This is a genomic window from Bacillus sp. XT-4 (genome assembly GCF_050864245.1).
GTDB lineage: Bacteria > Bacillota > Bacilli > Bacillales > Bacillaceae > Bacillus > Bacillus altitudinis.
This window is the reverse complement of sequence record NZ_JBPAFI010000007.1, coordinates 13,704-31,413: the sequence shown is the minus strand read 5'-3', so window position 1 is coordinate 31,413 and position 17,710 is coordinate 13,704. Positions and strand designations below refer to the sequence as shown.

18 protein-coding genes are annotated in these 17,710 nt (G+C 42.8%); 12 read left to right on the top strand and 6 right to left on the bottom strand.

The window, feature by feature from the left end; genetic code table 11:
- Window positions 1-6 precede the first annotated feature (6 nt).
- Genes pxpB through ACRRMM_RS16435 form a run of 3 tightly spaced genes read left to right on the top strand, consistent with a single transcriptional unit; the run spans window position 7 to window position 2,542 of the window.
- On the top strand, window positions 7-753 hold the full coding sequence (gene pxpB / locus ACRRMM_RS16445) for a 5-oxoprolinase subunit PxpB (protein WP_217816163.1): 747 nt from the start codon (window positions 7-9) through the stop codon (window positions 751-753).
- On the top strand, window positions 750-1,754 hold the full coding sequence (locus tag ACRRMM_RS16440) for a biotin-dependent carboxyltransferase family protein (RefSeq protein ID WP_303622211.1): 1,005 nt from the start codon (window positions 750-752) through the stop codon (window positions 1,752-1,754). Before pxpB ends, ACRRMM_RS16440 begins: the two co-directional genes overlap by 4 nt.
- Window positions 1,755-1,768: 14 nt before the next feature.
- A complete protein-coding gene (locus tag ACRRMM_RS16435) occupies window positions 1,769-2,542 on the top strand; it encodes an IclR family transcriptional regulator (protein WP_007498093.1) in 774 nt (257 codons plus the stop codon).
- A gap of 34 nt (window positions 2,543-2,576) precedes the next feature.
- Here the strand turns inward: ACRRMM_RS16435 and ACRRMM_RS16430 are convergent, their stop codons facing one another.
- Window positions 2,577-3,212, bottom strand: coding sequence for an FMN-dependent NADH-azoreductase (locus ACRRMM_RS16430; protein WP_024720223.1), 636 nt, complete (start codon window positions 3,210-3,212; stop codon window positions 2,577-2,579).
- Between the two features lie 414 nt (window positions 3,213-3,626).
- On the opposite strand from ACRRMM_RS16430, the gene ACRRMM_RS16425 reads away from it, so the two are divergent.
- From ACRRMM_RS16425 to ACRRMM_RS16415, 3 genes are all read left to right on the top strand, one after another.
- Window positions 3,627-4,250 carry a GDSL-type esterase/lipase family protein gene (locus ACRRMM_RS16425; RefSeq protein ID WP_428828781.1) on the top strand — a complete coding sequence of 208 codons (624 nt, stop codon included), beginning with the start codon at window positions 3,627-3,629 and terminating at the stop codon, window positions 4,248-4,250.
- A 95-nt stretch (window positions 4,251-4,345) separates the two neighbouring features.
- A complete protein-coding gene (locus tag ACRRMM_RS16420; protein ID WP_217816161.1) occupies window positions 4,346-5,428 on the top strand; it encodes a C45 family autoproteolytic acyltransferase/hydolase in 1,083 nt (360 codons plus the stop codon).
- Between the two features lie 121 nt (window positions 5,429-5,549).
- Complete coding sequence (locus tag ACRRMM_RS16415; protein WP_428828782.1) at window positions 5,550-7,637, top strand: BglG family transcription antiterminator; 2,088 nt, start codon at window positions 5,550-5,552, stop codon at window positions 7,635-7,637.
- Window positions 7,638-7,653: 16 nt separating this feature from the next.
- Here ACRRMM_RS16415 and ACRRMM_RS16410 read toward each other — a convergent pair whose 3' ends face one another.
- On the bottom strand, window positions 7,654-8,265 hold the full coding sequence (locus ACRRMM_RS16410; protein ID WP_041091156.1) for a class I SAM-dependent methyltransferase: 612 nt from the start codon (window positions 8,263-8,265) through the stop codon (window positions 7,654-7,656).
- Between the two features lie 155 nt (window positions 8,266-8,420).
- Between ACRRMM_RS16410 and ACRRMM_RS16405 the strand changes: the two genes are divergently transcribed.
- Together ACRRMM_RS16405 and ACRRMM_RS16400 are read left to right on the top strand one after the other, a co-directional pair.
- A complete protein-coding gene (locus ACRRMM_RS16405; RefSeq protein WP_432450891.1) occupies window positions 8,421-9,290 on the top strand; it encodes an SDR family oxidoreductase in 870 nt (289 codons plus the stop codon).
- Window positions 9,291-9,583: 293 nt separating this feature from the next.
- On the top strand, window positions 9,584-10,006 hold the full coding sequence (locus ACRRMM_RS16400; RefSeq protein WP_110487651.1) for a pyridoxamine 5'-phosphate oxidase family protein: 423 nt from the start codon (window positions 9,584-9,586) through the stop codon (window positions 10,004-10,006).
- Between the two features lie 593 nt (window positions 10,007-10,599).
- Here ACRRMM_RS16400 and ACRRMM_RS16395 read toward each other — a convergent pair.
- Together ACRRMM_RS16395 and ACRRMM_RS16390 are read right to left on the bottom strand one after the other, a co-directional pair.
- The gene (locus ACRRMM_RS16395; RefSeq protein WP_041091160.1) at window positions 10,600-10,782 is read right to left on the bottom strand and encodes a hypothetical protein; all 183 of its coding nucleotides are present in this window, start codon (window positions 10,780-10,782) and stop codon (window positions 10,600-10,602) included.
- Window positions 10,783-10,795: 13 nt separating this feature from the next.
- Entirely contained in the window at window positions 10,796-11,014 is a 219-nt protein-coding gene (locus ACRRMM_RS16390) for a hypothetical protein (RefSeq protein WP_024720228.1), read from the bottom strand.
- Between the two features lie 161 nt (window positions 11,015-11,175).
- Between ACRRMM_RS16390 and ACRRMM_RS16385 the strand changes: the two genes are divergently transcribed.
- Window positions 11,176-13,425, top strand: coding sequence for a hypothetical protein (locus ACRRMM_RS16385; RefSeq protein ID WP_428828783.1), 2,250 nt, complete (start codon window positions 11,176-11,178; stop codon window positions 13,423-13,425).
- A gap of 57 nt (window positions 13,426-13,482) precedes the next feature.
- On the opposite strand, the gene ACRRMM_RS16380 is transcribed toward ACRRMM_RS16385, so the two are convergent.
- Together ACRRMM_RS16380 and ACRRMM_RS16375 are read right to left on the bottom strand one after the other, a co-directional pair.
- On the bottom strand, window positions 13,483-13,779 hold the full coding sequence (locus ACRRMM_RS16380) for a DUF3817 domain-containing protein (protein WP_008347156.1): 297 nt from the start codon (window positions 13,777-13,779) through the stop codon (window positions 13,483-13,485).
- A gap of 132 nt (window positions 13,780-13,911) precedes the next feature.
- A complete protein-coding gene (locus ACRRMM_RS16375; RefSeq protein ID WP_202733952.1) occupies window positions 13,912-14,586 on the bottom strand; it encodes a GntR family transcriptional regulator in 675 nt (224 codons plus the stop codon).
- A 153-nt stretch (window positions 14,587-14,739) separates the two neighbouring features.
- On the opposite strand from ACRRMM_RS16375, the gene ACRRMM_RS16370 reads away from it, so the two are divergent.
- The 3 genes from ACRRMM_RS16370 to ACRRMM_RS16360 all read left to right on the top strand — a co-directional run bounded on the left by ACRRMM_RS16370 (window position 14,740) and on the right by ACRRMM_RS16360 (window position 17,642).
- Window positions 14,740-15,549 (top strand): AraC family ligand binding domain-containing protein, encoded by an 810-nt coding sequence (locus tag ACRRMM_RS16370; RefSeq protein WP_234922812.1) that lies wholly within the window; start codon window positions 14,740-14,742, stop codon window positions 15,547-15,549.
- A gap of 7 nt (window positions 15,550-15,556) precedes the next feature.
- Window positions 15,557-16,489, top strand: coding sequence for a DMT family transporter (locus ACRRMM_RS16365; RefSeq protein WP_008347149.1), 933 nt, complete (start codon window positions 15,557-15,559; stop codon window positions 16,487-16,489).
- A 97-nt stretch (window positions 16,490-16,586) separates the two neighbouring features.
- Window positions 16,587-17,642, top strand: a complete 1,056-nt coding sequence (locus tag ACRRMM_RS16360; protein ID WP_017366640.1) for a tartrate dehydrogenase — start codon at window positions 16,587-16,589, stop codon at window positions 17,640-17,642.
- Window positions 17,643-17,710: the final 68 nt, after the last annotated feature.

The following is a 17,710-nucleotide window of genomic DNA, read 5'->3' as shown; positions in this document are numbered from 1 at the left end:
ATAAAAGTGGCATTTTCAACGATAAAAGATACGATCACGTTCCACCCGCTAGGAGACGCAGCCATTGTCATCCAAGCCGGGACTGACATAAGTGAAGACATTCATGAGCGTGTGAAGCAGCTGTTTTCATGTGTTGAACAGCATCCATTTGAAGGATATGTGGAAGCTGTTCAAGCTTTTACAAACGTGACCGTCTTTTATGAGCCCTATACGGTCTATCAATCTGCTCAGCTTAAGCAACGTGCGATCTCTCCGTATGAATGGGTCAAAGACTATATTGAAAACCTCCTTGAAGACAACTGGCAGGAGGGGAATCAGGCAAAGCGCCGGATCGTCAACATTCCTGTATGTTATGGAGGAGAGCTCGGTCCTGACTTAGAAGAAGTCGCCCGTATCAATGGTTTGACGCCTGAAGAAGTTGTACGTATTCACACATCCGGGACGTATCTTGTCTATATGATTGGGTTTGCTCCTGGGTTCCCGTTTTTAGGCGGACTTTCTGAAAAAATTGCAGCTCCGCGTAGAGAAACACCAAGAATGTCGATTCCGAAAGGGTCTGTGGGTATTGCGGGGAAGCAGACAGGGGTTTATCCGATATCTACACCCGGAGGCTGGCAGCTCATTGGACAAACCCCTTTGTCCTTATTTCGGCCGAATGCTGAGAGACCTAGTCTACTAAAGGCAGGGGACGAGGTTCGATTTGTTCAACTGTCTGAAAAGGAATTTTTCAGCATGAAGGAGGAAGAACGTTGAGTATGCATGTCATCAAGCCAGGAATGTTCACCACCATTCAAGATAAAGGGAGAATAGGCTATCAGAAGTACGGTGTGTTAACGAGCGGCGGCATGGACCCGCTCTCGCTCCGAATCGCCAACATCCTCACCGGGAATCAAGAAAACGAAGCGGTGCTGGAAATCACATTAATGGGACCCGGCCCAGTGTTGACATGTCAGAAGGATCAGCTGATCGCCGTGACCGGTGCTGATGTGGAGGTTGAGATTGACGGGGAACAAGTGCCTCTATGGAAACCGCTCTTCATTCGAGCAGGAAGCACGATCACCTTTGGCCCTTGTAAGAGGGGATGCCGCTCCTACCTCGCTGTAGCCGGTGGATTTGATGTTGAGCCGGTGATGAAAAGTAAAAGTACGTACGTCAGAGCGAAGATAGGCGGGGTAGAAGGGCGTCCGCTAGAAAAAGGAGACGTCCTGCCGATTGGAGAACCGTCACCACTGGCGAAGAGCCTCGTTCACATGTTAAAAAGCAAAGGGGAACGTGCGCCAGAATGGACAGTCAATCATGCTCATTTTTTGCCTCTCGGGAAATCACCAGTCATTCGAGTGCTGGCAGGCAGACATCTATCTCATTTTCAGGAAGAATCGCAACAAGCTTTTTTCGAACGGTCTTATCAGGTCACTCCCCAATCTGATCGTATGGGATGCAGATTGAAAGGGGAACCGATACGTTTAAAGCAAAAACTTGAATTGATTTCAGAAGCGGTTGCTTTTGGCTCTATTCAAATTCCTCCTGACGGCCAGCCGATTATTCTGCTCGCAGATCGCCAGACGACAGGTGGATATCCCCGTATTGGTGAGGTGGCAACAGTCGATTTGCCGCTCATTGCGCAGGCGATGCCTGGAGCGAATCTCACGTTTCAACAAATTGACCGCCAAGAAGCAGAGCAAGCCTTATTCACACAAGAAGCAGAGATGAAGGACCTGACGGCAAGATTAAAACTCGAAGCATTTTCGTTTTAGAAAAGGTGAGAAACATGCAGAACACAAATAAAACCGTTGTGAAATCAATGGAGATATTACGGCTTTTTATCACACACGAACAATTAACGTTAAATGACATGATTGAGCTCTCGAGCATGCCCAAAACATCTGTACACCGAATGGCCAACTCCTTAGCCGATATGGGATTATTAGAAAAGCATCCTTCAGGTGTTTACCGATTAGGATTGATGTTCCTTGAATACGGTCAGCTAGTCGCCGATCGCCTCGATATCCGTAGAATTGCAAGGCCCTTTATGGAAAACTTGCGTGATGAGGTAGGTGAGGCTGTTCAGCTCATTATTCGTGAAGGAGATGAAGCGATTTATGTGGAGAAAATGGAAGGAACGCAGCCTGTCCGGCTCTACACCGCTGTCGGAAGAAGATCCCCATTATATGCGGGAGCTTGTGCGAGAAGTATTCTTTCCTTTTTGCCAGAGGAAGAGAGACTTGCCTATATTGATTCGGTAGAGCTCGGGAAAATCGGGATCGGAACCATTACAGATAAAGATGTCCTGCGAAACATGATCGAAGAATCAAACAGGCGCGGCTATACGTTAAGCTATTCAGAGCTTGAAAACTATACTGCAGCTATTGGAGCGCCCATTTTCAATCATCACGGAGAAGTGGCAGCAGGCATTAGTATTGCAGGGTTTGAGGCAGGCTATCAAAAGGAACGGCTTCCTTATTTAATTGAGCAGGTCAAAAAAGCGGCCAGCGGCATTTCAAAAGAATTAGGTTTTGCATCTGAACAAATAAAAAGCCAATGACCGTTAAGATCATTGGCTTTTTGCGTGTTCATGATTAGAAAGTTTTACCTAAAGCTTTTGCACGTTCGATCGCATCTGCTTTAATTTGTTCTGCTTTTGCAGGCTCAGCATTGTGACCTTCAACAATAAGACCTTCGAAAGAAGGAATACCGAAGAAGTTTGCAATTGTTCCAAGGTAACGGTGACCTGCTTCTAGTTCAGCAGCAGGACCTTCAGTGTAGTATCCGCCACGTGCTTGGATGTGTAGCGCTTTTTTGTCTGTTAGTAATCCAACAGGACCTTGCTCAGTGTATTTGAATGTTTTACCAGCTACAGCAACAGAGTCGATGTATGCTTTAAGAACTGGTGGGAATGAGAAGTTCCAAAGTGGTGAAACAAATACGTATTTGTCAGCAGAAACGAATTGATCGCTTAATTCGTTTAGGCGAGCAACTTTCGCTTGCTCTTCAGCTGAAAGTGTATCGAAGCCAGCACCAGATTGAAGCTTGCCCCATCCAGCGAATACATCTGCATCAATGTGAGGAATGTTTTCTTTGTACAAATCGATATGTACAACCTCGTCACTTGGATTTGCTTCCTTATAAGATTCGATAAATGCTTTAGCAGTAGCCATACTGTAAGAAACTGTTTCATCATGCGGATGTGCAGTGATGTATAAAACTTTTGCCATGTTTATTCAATCCTTCCTGTTTCAATGATTTTTTTAGCGTATCCCAAAGATACACTGAATATGTGGCATCTTTAATCATATTGGAATGCTATGAAAAAGATGTAACAAGCACAGTTACATAAAAACTGATATTTTCATTGTAATCACTATATAGTTTGAAGTCAAGGTATAAAGTCTTGAAATCAAGATAAAAAGTTTGTAAATTTTTCTGAAACGCTTCAAAGCTGCGATTTAAGCAAAAAAACCCTACTCCCATTGAACAAAAAATGGATCGATATCGCAAGTAAAGTGTTTGTAAATGCGCCCATCCTGCGTTTTTGAAAAAAAGGTGGATGCCTTTAAGCCATCTGCTACAAGCATTTGTTCTTCTTTTTCGTATATATAAGAGAAGGCAGGAGAGAGTGAGGGATAAGAGTGGGACGATCCTATGTTGCGATTGGAGATTCCTTAACGGTTGGGGTGGGGGCACGTTTATTTGGCGGCGGTTTTACGGAGCGATATGCGGCGAAGCTTGAAAAGAAGCTGCATATACCGGTGAAACTGTCCGTATTTGCGAAATCAGGGTTAACAACGGAAGAGATCTTGCAGCTTTTTCAGCGGTCTGATGTAAGACGGGCGATTGCTCATGCTGACATCATCACCATCACAGGCTGCGGGAATGATCTTGTTCAAGCTGTTCTGCAGTATGAAAAAGGGGAAGATGAAAAGACACTGCTGCAAGCGTCTATGCATTGTCAGGCGAATTTTAGCAAAATGGTTCAAGAAATCGCTCTGATAAAAAGAGGGCAACATCATCCATACTGCGTATATTTATTGAATTTATATAATCCTTTTCCTGAGATTCCGATCGCCGAGAGATGGCTGAAGCAATACAACCATCACCTTCGCCAGCTTACTGCGAATCCACATGTAGAAGTGGTGGATATTTACGGTGTATTTGAAGGTCATCAAAGCGCATACTTATCGATTGATCAATTTCATCCGAACCACAGAGGATATGAAGCAATGGCAGAAGCGCTGTTTCAACAATCCGCTTAGCAACTGTGATCCCTCGGGATTGCAGTTTTTTCATTCTTTTAAATGAAGGGCTGTTTCGATATGATAAAAGAAACAAAGACAAAAGAGGTGGATGCATGCAGGAGATGAGTGCGTATTTTCATGAATTGAAAGGAACAGCTTATGAGGTAGGAAAGCAGCAGGCTATTTGGCTGAAGGAGCGCCCTTTGCTTAAGAAACAATACATTCAATCAGAACCGTTATCAAAAGAGGCTGTGAGGGAAACAAAGCAGCTGATTCGACCGTTTCTTCCTCAGTTAGAAGAAGAGATCTCGGGATTTTGTGATGAAATGCAAATAGATGAAAGCGATTTGACCTTTTTCTATTCTTCGCATCTTCAGCCAGGCTGTTCCCATTGTGTGATGCAGGGGAATGAGGCTGCCAATCAACAAACGGTGATGCTGCGCAACTATGATTTTTCTCCGCTGTTTGATGATATGCGTCTTGTATCTACACATGTAATGGGCTCAGCAGTCCATACAGGCTCATCATTAATCTTATTTGGTCGATCTGATGGGATGAATGAGCATGGTCTATCGGTGACATTTTCTGCATGCGGTCCGCCTATTGGCAACGAACCAGGCTTAAAGCCGCCGGCTGTTGCTGGCTTGCAAGTATATCATGTTATTCGTGCTGTGCTAGAGTCCTGTAAAACGGTGGAGGATGCCGTCCGTTTGGTACAGGAAATGCCCGTCGCGTCTAATGTTCATCTCATGCTTGCTGACCGGAAGGGAGAGGCGGCTGTGATTGAAATGATTGATGGGCAAAAAAAGGTGAGAAGGCCGGAGCGTGGATTTATTGCGGCTACGAACCATCCGCTTGCTGATCACTCGGCAAAAGGGTTGACGAAACATCATTCTGTTGTCAGGTACGACATGTTAATTCAAGCTTTAGAAGAACAGCCGTCAAGCGAGTCTCTTACGGAACTATTTCAGGCAGAATACCCTGCTGGTCTGACTGTGCACAATTATGAAGAGCTGTTTGGGACGATGCGAACCGTCATGTTTCGGCCGGAGGAAGGGACGATGGAGTATTGCTTTGGCTCTCCCGTCTATCATCCTACCTATTCATTAAAGGTCGGGGGCACACTGCCATTTCATGAACAAACGATTCAATTTCATCAAAAGGATTATGGACCTTCCTTTTGGAGAAACGTGTGAGTCTTTCATTTTGTCACAGCCTGTGTGCCAAATTTAGATCAACTTCAGGTTGCATCGATCAGTGAAAGCGTTTTATATTAAAGTGTGACAATAGACCTATTTAAGCAGAAGGAGGCATTTCATGTACATAACGGCACGAGAACAGAAAGTAATCAAATATATGATTCAGCAAAATCGTTATGTCACCATTCGTGAGATCGCCGATTCTGTTCAAGTAAGTACAAGAACCATTCATAGAGAACTTAAATCCATTAAACCTATTTTAAAGAATTACAACCTATCACTTGATAAACAGCCGGGGAAGGGCTTGAAGGCGGTCGGTGAACAGGAAGACAAACAGCGGCTTCTGTCTCATATTTCAAATGAAGATCAAATTGAATATAGTTCTGATGAACGGAAGCTCTTAATCCTGTGTGCCCTGCTTGAAGCAAAAGAACCGGTGAAATTATATACACTTGCAGCCGACTTGCAGGTTACAAATGCGACCATCAGCTACGACTTAGATGAACTGACGGACTGGATCGCTCCCTACGGTTTACTGCTTATCCGCAAGCGTGGGTACGGCATTGAATTAAAAGGGCCGGAGGAAGCCAAACGAAAAATTGTCGGGAACCTGATCGTTGACCGTCTCGACATTCAATTATTTCTCGAAACGATTGAGATGAATATTAAACATCGAACGAAAGCGACTGAAAAGGTATTTGGGGTAGTCAGTCGAGGACAGCTGCTCAAGGTAGAAAGGCTGCTCTTTCATTTGAAAAACAGACTCTCTCTCTCGTTGTCAGATAGTGCCTATATTGCACTTGTCGTTCACTTAACCTATGCCATTGAACGCATTCAAATCGGTGAAACCATTCGGATGGAAGAGGAAGAATTGCTTGAATTAAAGCGGACGAAGGAATTTGAATCTTCACTCAGAATCGCACGAGCATTAGAACGCATGTTTAATGTAGAGATTCCTGAAGCGGAGGTCGGCTACATGACCATCCATTTGCGCAGTGCAAATCGAAGCTTTACGGCAGAATACCGCATTGATGAGATTGAGTTAGATATCGCGCTGAGAACGAAGAAACTCATTGACTTTATTTCTCATAAAACAGGTTACCATTTAAATGAAAACGATTCATTGTATGAGGGACTCGTGTCTCATCTTGAACCAGCTATGAACCGTTTGAAAGAAAAGATGCGGATTTATAATCCGCTCACACAACAAATAAAAAAAGACTACTTCTTGCTGTTCATGGCGATTGAAGAAGGTGTGGAGCGCTTCTTTCCTGAGATCGAATTTCCAGAGGATGAAATTGCCTTTATCGTGCTTCATTTTGGTTCGGTGCTTGAAATTAAAAAAGAAGAAACCAAGATTCATGCATTGGTCGTTTGCTCAAGCGGTATTGGTTCGTCCAAAATGCTCGCATCACGATTGAAAAAAGAATTGCCTGAGATCGCCAAATTCGATCTATCTTCCTTAATGGAGTTAAAGGAAATCGACGCTGCGAGCTATGACATGATCGTATCAACCGTTCCGATCCCATATGAGCATATTGATTACATTATGGTCAGCCCGCTCTTAAACGAGGATGACGCGGTGCGGGTCAAGTCTCATATTAAACGAAAAATTCCTTATCTGATTGAGAAAAAAAGAGCGCAGGAATCTGCAAAAGAATCGGTGGAGGAAACGGTTGATATGATCGGGATGGCAGAGCAAATCACGAATTATATGTCAGTGATTCGCAGCATCTTGTCCCATTTTACAATCGAAAAAAAGAAGACGACGGAGCAGCATGAGTCAACAATGAGAGCGCTGCTGCGTCAGGTTGAAAGTCAAGGCTATTTAGAACGTGCAGACGAAGTGACAGCCGGTTTACTTGAGCGTGAGCAGCAAGGTGGTTTAGGCATTCCGGGAACTGAGTTTGCTCTTTTTCACTTAAAGCATGATCTCATTAAGAAACCGGTCTTTCATATTTATGATCTTGATGAGGCATACGAGATCAAAAGCATGGATGGCGGGCAGCAGCTTATGTCCAGAATGCTCCTCATGCTGGCACCGCTAGAGCTTGGCAAAGAAGGGTCCGAAATGTTTAGCCTAATCAGTTCATCTATCATTGAAAGCGAAGAAAGCATGGCGCTTTATGGACAAGGAACAAAGGAAGAGATTGAACAGAAATTACATCAACTTTTTTATCAATTTGTCAAAGAGGCAAAATGGTAAGAAAAAAGCCGAGAGCTTATTCGCTTCTCGGCTTTTTTGCTGTGACACAGACAGCAAGGGTGGGACGAATCTCTTCATATTCAACAGAAAACTGATCAAAACCAGCAAATTCTAAGTCATTGAGGATGCTTTCGCCCATTTCTTTTGTCCGATTGGCGTCTGCTCCTTTTTCTCTTGGCTGCATCACAATGACGAGTGTTCCGCCAGGTTTCAAGGTGTGATAAAGGTTGAGTGCGCCAGCCTTTGGGTCATCCCAAATCGTATAATTGTTAACAGAAAGTACTTTGTCATACTGATCTGCCGGCAGGCGTGTTTTTTCAATTTTTCCGACATACAGCCGGACCTGCTTCTCTTTGGATCGTTTCTTTATACGCGAATGCGCCTGTTCCTTCATAGTTGAAGAAGCATCTAGTCCATCAATGTGAAGATCGTCATAATGCTTGAGCATATGTTTGATGCTATAGCCGGGGCCATAGCCTATTTCCAATATGTTTTCACCATCTGATAAATCTAAATGCTGGATCGCCCATTGATTCAGTGCCTTATTTTCATTTGCCATAATAAAACCTGCGATGCTTCCGAGCCAGCCTTTTGGTCTGCTAAAGGTTTTAGAAATGGTTGACAGCATGTGAGAACGCTCCTTTTTTATGTTTATGTAACCGATTTTTCCCATCCTGAAACCTGTCAGTTTTGAAAACGCATTGATGACTCATAGGGATGTTTGAGTGAAAAAATGAAGTGGTAATGAAAGGATACATCAACAAATCAAGGAGGAGCTTACACATGGATTTACGTGAATACTTAACAAATGGCATTCCGCGCCAAACGCAGGATCAGCAGCCGGGCAGTGAAAGAGAAATGAATCCTGCGCCGATCTATGAGGATGAATCGTATAAAGGGTCTGGTAAGCTAAAAGGAAAAGTAGCGCTGATTACAGGTGGAGACAGCGGAATTGGACGTGCCGTTTCTGTCGCGTATGCCAAAGAAGGAGCTCATGTCGCGATCGTATACTTAAATGAACATGAGGATGCAGAAGATACGCAAAAACGTGTAGAACAGGAAGGCGTTAAATGTTTAACGATTGCAGGGGATGTCGGGGACGAAGCCTTTTGTGAGAAAGCGGTAGAAAAGACAGTTGAAGCCTTTGGGAAGCTGGACATATTAGTCAATAATGCGGCCGAACAGCATCCGAAAGAACGTATTAAAGATATTTCTAGTGAACAGCTTCACCAAACCTTTAGAACCAATTTCTATTCTTATTTTTATTTTACGAAGAAGGCACTCGATTACTTAAAATCGGGAAGTTCCATTATTAATACAACATCTATTAACCCGTATCGAGGCAACAAAGTGCTCATTGATTATACGGCGACAAAAGGGGCCATCAACGGCTTTACTCGTTCTATGGCACAGTCGCTTGTGAAAGATGGAATTCGGGTCAACGGTGTAGCACCCGGTCCAATTTGGACGCCGCTCATTCCATCTACATTTGATGAAGACAGTGTCGAAAACTTCGGGGCCGAGACACCAATGGGAAGACCAGGACAGCCTGTGGAGCATGTAGGCTGCTATGTACTGCTTGCTTCAGACGAATCGTCTTATATGACGGGACAGACACTTCATGTCAACGGCGGTTCCTTTATGAATACATGATCAATAGCACGCCGCCCAGCTTTGATTGGGCGGTGTGTTTAGTATTTCTTCCGATTCTTCTGTACAGATGAGACAGACCATATGATAATGCCCACAACAACCGCTGCAATAACAAGTGAACTCAAATGGAACATCGTTTCATGATGCATGTTCAACTTCCCCTTTCAATGTGTCCGTTTTTTATAGCATCAGCTAGAAGATGTCTTTTTATGAAAAACACATTTCTTTGTTTAATGAATGGATTGTCGTGGAAACCTAAGAGTACGGATGACATTTTGAAGGAGTGAAGATACATGTCACAAGAAGAGTTAAAACAAAAGGTAATGAACTTATTAGATGAACAAAAAGTTGGAACATTGGCGACTGTTGAACAAGATAAGCCGCATACTCGCTATATGACTTTTTTCCATGAAGGACTGACATTATATACACCAACAAGCAAAGAAACACATAAAGCGGATGAGATTGAAAAAAATCCGAATGTTCATATTCTCATTGGTTATTCAGGTGAAGGATTTGGGGACACATATGCAGAAATCGCAGGTGAAGCCACATTAACTGATGATCCAGAATTGATCGACCGCCTTTGGTCTGATGAGATGGAGAAATGGTTTAAAGGAAAAGATGATCCAAACCTAGTGATCCTTAAGATTGACCCAACCTCCATTCGTTATATGAACGAAGGAAACCGGACACCAGCAGAATTATCACTTTAACACTTGCGTAAGTTGGGGGAACGTGTTATAGTTTTATATTAAGTGTTGAAATAGCAAATAAATAAAGAAAGTAAACTTTCTTTTTTCTATGACATAATGAGAAGCAATAGAGCTTCTACTTGATAAGAACGAGACGCTGTCAAAGCGAACAAACTTATTCTTTTCCTTCTGCAACCGCCCCCTATAAAAGCGGAAGAATGGAAAAAAGACGTTTTGATTTACAATTCACACTGGCACGGCTTCGGAGCCGTAAGGACGAATGAGAGGTAGGGCTTTCGTTGTCTTGTTATCCAGAACTTCCATGGCGTTTACTTTCAAACGTAGGTTCACTCGGAACACATATGACACACTGATATGATCGAATCTTAATTCATACACTCCGTGACGGAGATTAAACATTGATTATTTATTTGCATGAAAAGAGTAAGAAACGGGCTGCCATCTATTTGGCAGCCTTTTTACGTTTTAAACAATAAAATAGGAAAAAGGAAGATAAAAGCGGACACCGTCCGCATGATATCTCCTTCAAAAAGATCCGCCGCCAACAATAGAACAACGAACACTCATCGACAGAAAGAGGAAATGCTTCATCATTACTCCCTTCGCCCTTTCTTCTGATACCTCCAAATCCGGCCAATAAAAAAGAACATCACCGTAAACAAAATAGAGAAGATCAACATGTCCAGCAGTGTCACGCCTCTATCTGGATGCACAACCCCAAACCAAACCCATTGAAGAACAAAAGAGATAGCAAAATAAAAGATGGATTCTTTCATGAAATTCTCCTTTTTACTTATTTTTTTGACTGTTTAGCCACACCATCCAGATGAAAAAGGAACAAATGGCGCAAGCGAGCAAAGTGACAGGCGGCAAGGTGTACCAGCTAGTCAGCCCCTTTACAAAGCACATATAAAAAAAGAAAATGGTAATAGATACGAGCACCCCTTGCTTGAACCAACGGGGAACACGCAGCCAAGCCGCTAGAATGATCGATGATAGCTTATCCATTGAGATAACATCCTTTTTTTTGAATCTGATTGGATTTTATCGTAAACAATCAAATATGTAAAATATGGATTTAGAAAGTTGGAATGGTATTCTTCTAGCATGAAACATTCTCGCTGCACTGACGTATAAGAAAAAGGAACTCCATGAAAGGAAGCGATCAAGTGAAAAGAATACCAGTGATTTTCCTCAGGTATATTGTCTTCTTTATTCCAGCAATCATTCTTAGTGTCTTGGTGTGGAACCATTACCAAGATGATTTGTCAGCAGGGAAAGCGACGCAATATGACGTCAAACAAATATTTACATTCGATGAAGGAAAACGAGTAGTGAGTGCTGTATCAAAAAACCAGCAGCTCCATTTTGCAATGTATGATCCTCAATCAGGAAAAAGAATCAGTGAATGGACCACGGAAAGCGATACGTTTAATGAAATGCTGCCATCTATTCAAGGGAACCATCTCTTACTTGCTTTAAAAAATAAAGACGAGCAGCTGTTGATCGAAAAACTGTCTCCAAGCGGAGCAAAGAAAGAACTCGTCAAGCAAAACTTACAGATTCCCTCATTTTTAAAAACGAATACATATCAATGGAATGGACGACTCTTGTTTACAGGAGAAAAGGAAGGCGCTGCTGCGGTCCTCGGTGAGCTAAAGAATGGTCAGTTTCATGTCCACAATCTCAACGAGCTGAAGCTACCAGCAAGACCTGTTTCCATCGATGTCGTCATGAATTCTTTTAGAGGGCAGACCCCATTCCCTATGTTTGAATTGACTTTGAAAAATGACCAGAAGGCGTATGTCAGCGGAATCTCAAACGAGAAGCATCAGCTTGGGGTCTATGTCTCCAAAAGTGCTGAACCGTTTAGCCTCATTGAAGATAAAGTCGTGCAGCAACTGAAAAAAACGATCGGATCATCACAAAACGTTGCTGTCGCTGTCGAATCCAACTATCCAAAAAGACCAAGGAAAGTGGATGCAGAGGGAAGGCTTGGGGAAGTCGTCCCAACACCAAAACCGATGTACCAAACCTTTATCTACCAGCTGAATGAAGAAGAAGTTCTTCTTTTAGGCTCTACAGCAAGGGACGAAGCAAAAGGCAAGCTGACTGGTTATATTTATAATCATCGCACGAATAAGGCGACGTCTGCCAGCAAGCTGTCTCAGTCGTTGTCATATGAATCTTTACAAAAAGAAGATCTCTCTTTTCATAAAAATGTGAAGAGCAATTGGCTCTATTATTCACTTGGCAACCAATTAACGGGGGCATTTGAGACGAAAAGCAAACAGCTAAAGGAATTTCCTTTGCAAAAGGTCATCTCAATCGAAAATGCCAGTCCAGCCCACCAAACGTCTGTTGACACCTTTATACAATATGTCATGAAGGGCGGACCACTCATTCTCAACTGGGCGATATGGCTCTTTATCCCACTGCTGTTATTTGTGCTAGCGATCTTCCTGCCGCCGATTTTGAGACTGGTGAGAAAGAACAAGATAAAAGACAGTGTCACATTAGAAGCCAATATTGTATCTGTCAAAGAAACGGGTACCTACATCAATGAACAGCCGCTGGTCAACATGCAGCTTCAATTTCAATATGATGGGGAAAATATCGAGAAGGCGGTTAAAACGGTTGTATCCTATACTCAGATACCGCAACCGGGTCAGCGTATCGCCATTCTCTACAATCCGAAAAAGAAAAAAGCGATGCTCTTAAAAGAGGGTGACTTCTCGCAGCCAAGCGAGCCAAAGTTCATCAAAGGCGCTATTTTAAGAAACATAGAATCATATGGAACCGTAGGACGAGGCACCGTCTTATCGCTTACATTTGAAGCAGATCAGAAAAGGTATACCATTCCGATGATTCAAGCCGCTGGTTTTGAGTTTAGAACAGGAGAAAAAGCCGATCTCGTTGACATCAGCGGTCAGTTGAAAATGGCAGCCTATGGCCATGAAGTGCGGAATCGTTCGGGGAAAGACGTGACATTAACAGGAACGATCCAACGGGTGAAGCAATATCCAGTCACAATTCATGATCAGAAGCCTATTATGCTGGATGTGACGGTTTCTAGCGGAGATCAATCCATCACAAAAACGGTCAGCCAATTCATCCCTGATCATATGGAGGTCGCGCCAGGAACTCAAATCACGATGCAGACAAAACAAGAAGAGCTAGATAAAGAAATCAGTCTTATGCAAGAGAAACAAGGAAGTGCAAAAGTGACCCATGTCACATTTTCCGGTGTCATCGGCAACCAGCCGTTAGCGATCATTCAGATTGAGAGAGAAGGCGTGATGTATGAAGTGAACCAGCCAATCGATCCGATCACTAGCGTACTGCCAGGTGATGAATTATGGGTGGCATATCACGAAATGACACGTCAAGCAGCCATTGTGAAGTATGCATCGATTTAAAAAATATTTCAGCGTGTAGAAAAAGGGCTAAAACGAATGTCGTTTTAGCCCTTTTGATTAAGCTTTTGTATCATACTGGCGAAGCACCTTATCATAGGCGAAGTTGCCGAAAGGAATGAATGCCGCAAAGAATCCGGCGATGGACCATTTCAAATGCCAGCGAACTTTAAATGTCACATATGCCAAAATGAGCATATAGATCACAAACAATGCGCCATGAAGAGAGCCCACAATGGTGACCGCCATCGGAATATCCGCAAAATATTTTAGAGGCATGGCAATTAAAAGAAGGGTTAAAAGAGACATACCCTCAATAAAACCCGCCTGTCTCAGACGGCTGATACTTGTATGCATATACAAATCCTCCTGTATAAAAGCTAGTTTCTCATCTTCTAATATAAACGAAAGATCGTCTGGACATGCGATAATCTACGAAAAATTCAAAATATGTTCATCGAATGCTTAAAAAATGGGAAATGACACGCGTTACTTTTCGGTTGTTTCAGAGAGTACTTGCTTTAAATGCGCCACATCATGTATGAGGTGGTCTGTCATCGCCTGAACGGCTGCTGCAGCCCGGCGTTCTTTTATTTGAGTGAAAATGGCCGTATGCTCTTTTTGAATCGTCTCGGCCCGAGGCCCGCCGCTAAAATGAAAGATGCGGCAATAATGAATGAGCGCATTCACGTGATTTAATTGTTTAGATAAACGGTGATTGTGACTGGCTTGTATGATTGTTTGATGAAACGCTTCGTGTAACTGAACGATATCCTGAGATGGCAGCTGCTGTTTGATTGCTTCGTCTGCCTTCGTGAGCACCTGTTCAATGTCATCTATCTCTCTATCTGTGGCTTCTTTGCAGGCAAGCTTAACGGCAAGCGTTTCTAAAGCCATTCGAACTTGATAGAGTTCCTCGACATCCCGCTCTGTTAACGTATAGACGGAATAGCCTGATTTAGGATCAGCGATTAAAAGTTCGTCCTTTTCTAAAAGCCGCATGGCTTCTCTCACTGGTGAACGGCTTACGCCAAATTGTTTGGCAAGCTGTGTTTCATTGATGCGCTCTCCTGGCTGGAACTGCCCGTTAAATATCATTTGCTTCAGCTGTTCATAAAATTGCATGTGATACGGTGTTGGTCTTTCCATCTCGAATGAATTCATGCCATCATTCCCTCTTTTATACATCATCTTTTGTCTCATGTTATCCAAGTTTTTCCCTCTAGGCAAGCCTGCATCAAAAAGTCAATATCGTACAATCCAAGAGAAAAGGGGTGTGCTACACTTATGATCAGTTCAGCGAAAAGAGGGATCGACATGAACACACAAGAGGAACGAACTGTACATTTTGATCAAGACTTACAAATAGAGGCATATCGCTTTCATGGCATCATGCAAAAGTTCCCGAATCATTTTCATACATATTATGTGATTGGGTTTATTGAAGACGGTCAAAGACGTTTGGTCTGCCAAAATCAAGAATACATCATTGAAAAAGGTGATATCCTTCTTTTTAATCCGTATGATAATCACGCATGTGAACAAATTGATCACAGGACACTCGATTATCGCTGCTTAAATATTGAAGCAGGTGTGCTAGAGAAGGTCTTTCAGCACAAACCGCATTTTAAAGCCCCTGTGTTTTCACAAAGTGAACTAACAAAGCCATTATATGATCTACATCAAATGATCACAGAAGAAGCTCCTGCTTTGAATAAACAGGAAACCTTCTATTTCTTTATGAAACAATTGATTGAAGCCTATGCTGATACCTCAGAGGAAAAAGCATCAGCCACACGTGCCAACGAACAAAAAGTCCGAGACGTACAGCAATATATCGAAACACACCTCACGGAAAATATATCGTTAGATGACTTAGGCGAGCTTGTGTCCATGAACAAATATTCATTGCTGCGTGCTTTTACAAAGTTTAGAGGCATCACGCCGTATCGTTATTTACAGACAGTCAGAGTGAACTTTGCGAAGGAGCTTCTCGCCCAAGGAGTGAAGCCTGTAGATGCGGCTGCCTCCGCTGGATTTTCTGATCAAAGTCATTTGAGTCATTTCTTTTCAGAATTTATTGGGCTCACGCCAGGGCAGTATCAGCAATTTTTTCAAAGCAGGTAATAGCAAAATGAAAAATAAACAACTTCTTGGTCATCTAGCAGCCATGCTCACCATTTTTTTATGGGGATCTACTTTTATATCAACCAAAATATTATTAACGGCTTTTTCTCCAACAGAGATTTTATTTTTTCGTTTTTTCCTTGGGTACCTTGCCCTGATGATCATTTATCCAGTCACCATGAAGGTGCAGCATAGAAAGCATGAAGGGATGTTTGCGCTCGCAGGGTTATGCGGTGTGGTCTTATACTATTTTTTAGAAAATGTTGCACTTACCTATACGTTTGCTTCGAATGCAGGTGTTATCAGCTCCGTTGTCCCATTTTTCTCTTTTCTATTGTCTTATTTTTTATTAAAAGATGAGCCGCTACATAGCCGGTTTTTTATCGGTTTTTTCATTGCGATGACGGGAATTGTGCTGATTAGCTTGAACGGGATGACGACATTCCAATTGAATCCACTCGGCGATGCTTTAGCATTTATGGCTACCATTGTCTGGGCATTTTATTCCATTTTATCGAAAATGATCAATCAATATGGCTACCATATTATTCAGGTGACAAGACGTGTCTTCTTTTACGGGCTGTTATGGATGATTCCACTGATCTGGCATTTTAAGATTCGTTTAGACTGGGAGCGGTTGACGAATCCATCGTTTGCCTTCCACTTGCTGTTTTTAGGCGTCTTTGCATCTGCTATTTGTTTTCTGACATGGAGCTTTTCCGTGAAGACGATCGGTGTGGTGAAATCGAGTATCTACATTTATGGCGTTCCAATCATCACGATGGTCATTTCAATGATCGTTCTCCATGAGAGATTGACCTTCATGTCACTGCTCGGAACAGCTCTGACTTTGGGAGGATTGCTTCTTTCAGATAAAAAAGGAGCAGGTAGAAAAAAACAGTCAGTCCCATTACAGTTGCAGAACAAAAAGGCGCTTTGATCAAAAAGCGTCTTTTTGTTTATTGAAAGAACATGAACTCTTTAGTAAACTCAACTTAATCGGTCGACGGTCGACCATTCATAAGGGGGAGAATACAATGAAACACTTTTCGATTGCGACGATACCTGGTGATGGGGTAGGAAAAGAAGTTGTACCAGAAGCAGTACGTGTTTTGAAAGCGATATCAGAGGTGCATGGCGGTCTGACTTTTTCTTTTCAGGATTTTCCGTGGAGCTGCGAATACTATTTAGAGCATGGCGAAATGATGCCAAAGGATGGATTGGAACAACTGAAAGCCTTTGACAGTATTTTCTTAGGGGCTGTCGGTGATGCCAACTTAGTGCCTGATCATATCTCGCTTTGGGGACTGCTCATTAAAATTAGACGGGAATTTGAACAGGTGATTAACGTAAGACCGGCAAAACAGCTAAAGGGCATCCGTTCTCCGCTTGCTCAGCCAAAAGATTTTGATCTACTAGTTGTAAGAGAAAATGGAGAAGGCGAATATAGTGAAATTGGGGGTCGGATTTATCAAGGGGAGGATCAGCTTGCGATTCAAAATGCCGTCTTCTCTAGAAAAGGGACAGAACGTGCGATGCGTTTTGCTTTTCAATTAGCAGAAAAGAGACGAAAGCATGTAACAAGTGCAACAAAGTCAAACGGCATCGTGCATACCATGCCATTTTGGGATGAAGTGTTTCAAGACGTCAAAAAGGACTACCCTAAGGTGGCGGCAGATTCTCAGCACATTGATGCGCTCTCAGCCTTCTTTGTCACAAGACCAGAGAAATTCGATGTCATCGTAGCCAGCAATTTATTTGGTGACATTTTGACGGATCTTGGTGCCGCCATAATGGGTAGTATTGGCGTCGCACCAGCAGCCAATATCAATGTAAATGGTAAATATCCATCCATGTTTGAGCCAGTACATGGATCAGCACCAGATATCGCTGGAAAAGGGATCGCAAACCCTATCGGACAAATCTGGACCGCTAAACTCATGCTTGATCATTTCGGAGAGGAAGAATTAGGCACACACCTTCTCGATACGATTGAATCTGTCACAGCAGACGGCTTTTTAACGGCAGATATCGGCGGAGCTTATCAAACACAAGAGGTCACAAACGAAATCATTAAACGATTGAAGAAATAATCCGTCATTAGAACCGCATCTCCACGTCTGCTATAATAAAAGGATGGATAGAAGAAAGAGATGTGAAA

What these genes read in the sequence shown, in the direction of transcription:
- ACRRMM_RS16365 (WP_008347149.1), top strand. Translation starts at nt 15,557, where the DNA reads ATGAAAAATAAACAACTTCTTGGTCATCTAGCAGCCATGCTCACCATT.
- ACRRMM_RS16400 (WP_110487651.1), top strand. Translation starts at nt 9,584, where the DNA reads ATGTCACAAGAAGAGTTAAAACAAAAGGTAATGAACTTATTAGATGAA.
- ACRRMM_RS16415 (WP_428828782.1), top strand. Translation starts at nt 5,550, where the DNA reads ATGTACATAACGGCACGAGAACAGAAAGTAATCAAATATATGATTCAG.
- ACRRMM_RS16405 (WP_432450891.1), top strand. Translation starts at nt 8,421, where the DNA reads ATGGATTTACGTGAATACTTAACAAATGGCATTCCGCGCCAAACGCAG.
- ACRRMM_RS16370 (WP_234922812.1), top strand. Translation starts at nt 14,740, where the DNA reads ATGAACACACAAGAGGAACGAACTGTACATTTTGATCAAGACTTACAA.
- ACRRMM_RS16395 (WP_041091160.1), bottom strand. Translation starts at nt 10,782, where the DNA reads ATGAAAGAATCCATCTTTTATTTTGCTATCTCTTTTGTTCTTCAATGG.
- ACRRMM_RS16420 (WP_217816161.1), top strand. Translation starts at nt 4,346, where the DNA reads ATGCAGGAGATGAGTGCGTATTTTCATGAATTGAAAGGAACAGCTTAT.
- ACRRMM_RS16430 (WP_024720223.1), bottom strand. Translation starts at nt 3,212, where the DNA reads ATGGCAAAAGTTTTATACATCACTGCACATCCGCATGATGAAACAGTT.
- ACRRMM_RS16375 (WP_202733952.1), bottom strand. Translation starts at nt 14,586, where the DNA reads ATGAATTCATTCGAGATGGAAAGACCAACACCGTATCACATGCAATTT.
- ACRRMM_RS16390 (WP_024720228.1), bottom strand. Translation starts at nt 11,014, where the DNA reads ATGGATAAGCTATCATCGATCATTCTAGCGGCTTGGCTGCGTGTTCCC.
- ACRRMM_RS16360 (WP_017366640.1), top strand. Translation starts at nt 16,587, where the DNA reads ATGAAACACTTTTCGATTGCGACGATACCTGGTGATGGGGTAGGAAAA.
- ACRRMM_RS16410 (WP_041091156.1), bottom strand. Translation starts at nt 8,265, where the DNA reads ATGCTGTCAACCATTTCTAAAACCTTTAGCAGACCAAAAGGCTGGCTC.
- ACRRMM_RS16435 (WP_007498093.1), top strand. Translation starts at nt 1,769, where the DNA reads ATGCAGAACACAAATAAAACCGTTGTGAAATCAATGGAGATATTACGG.
- ACRRMM_RS16380 (WP_008347156.1), bottom strand. Translation starts at nt 13,779, where the DNA reads ATGCATACAAGTATCAGCCGTCTGAGACAGGCGGGTTTTATTGAGGGT.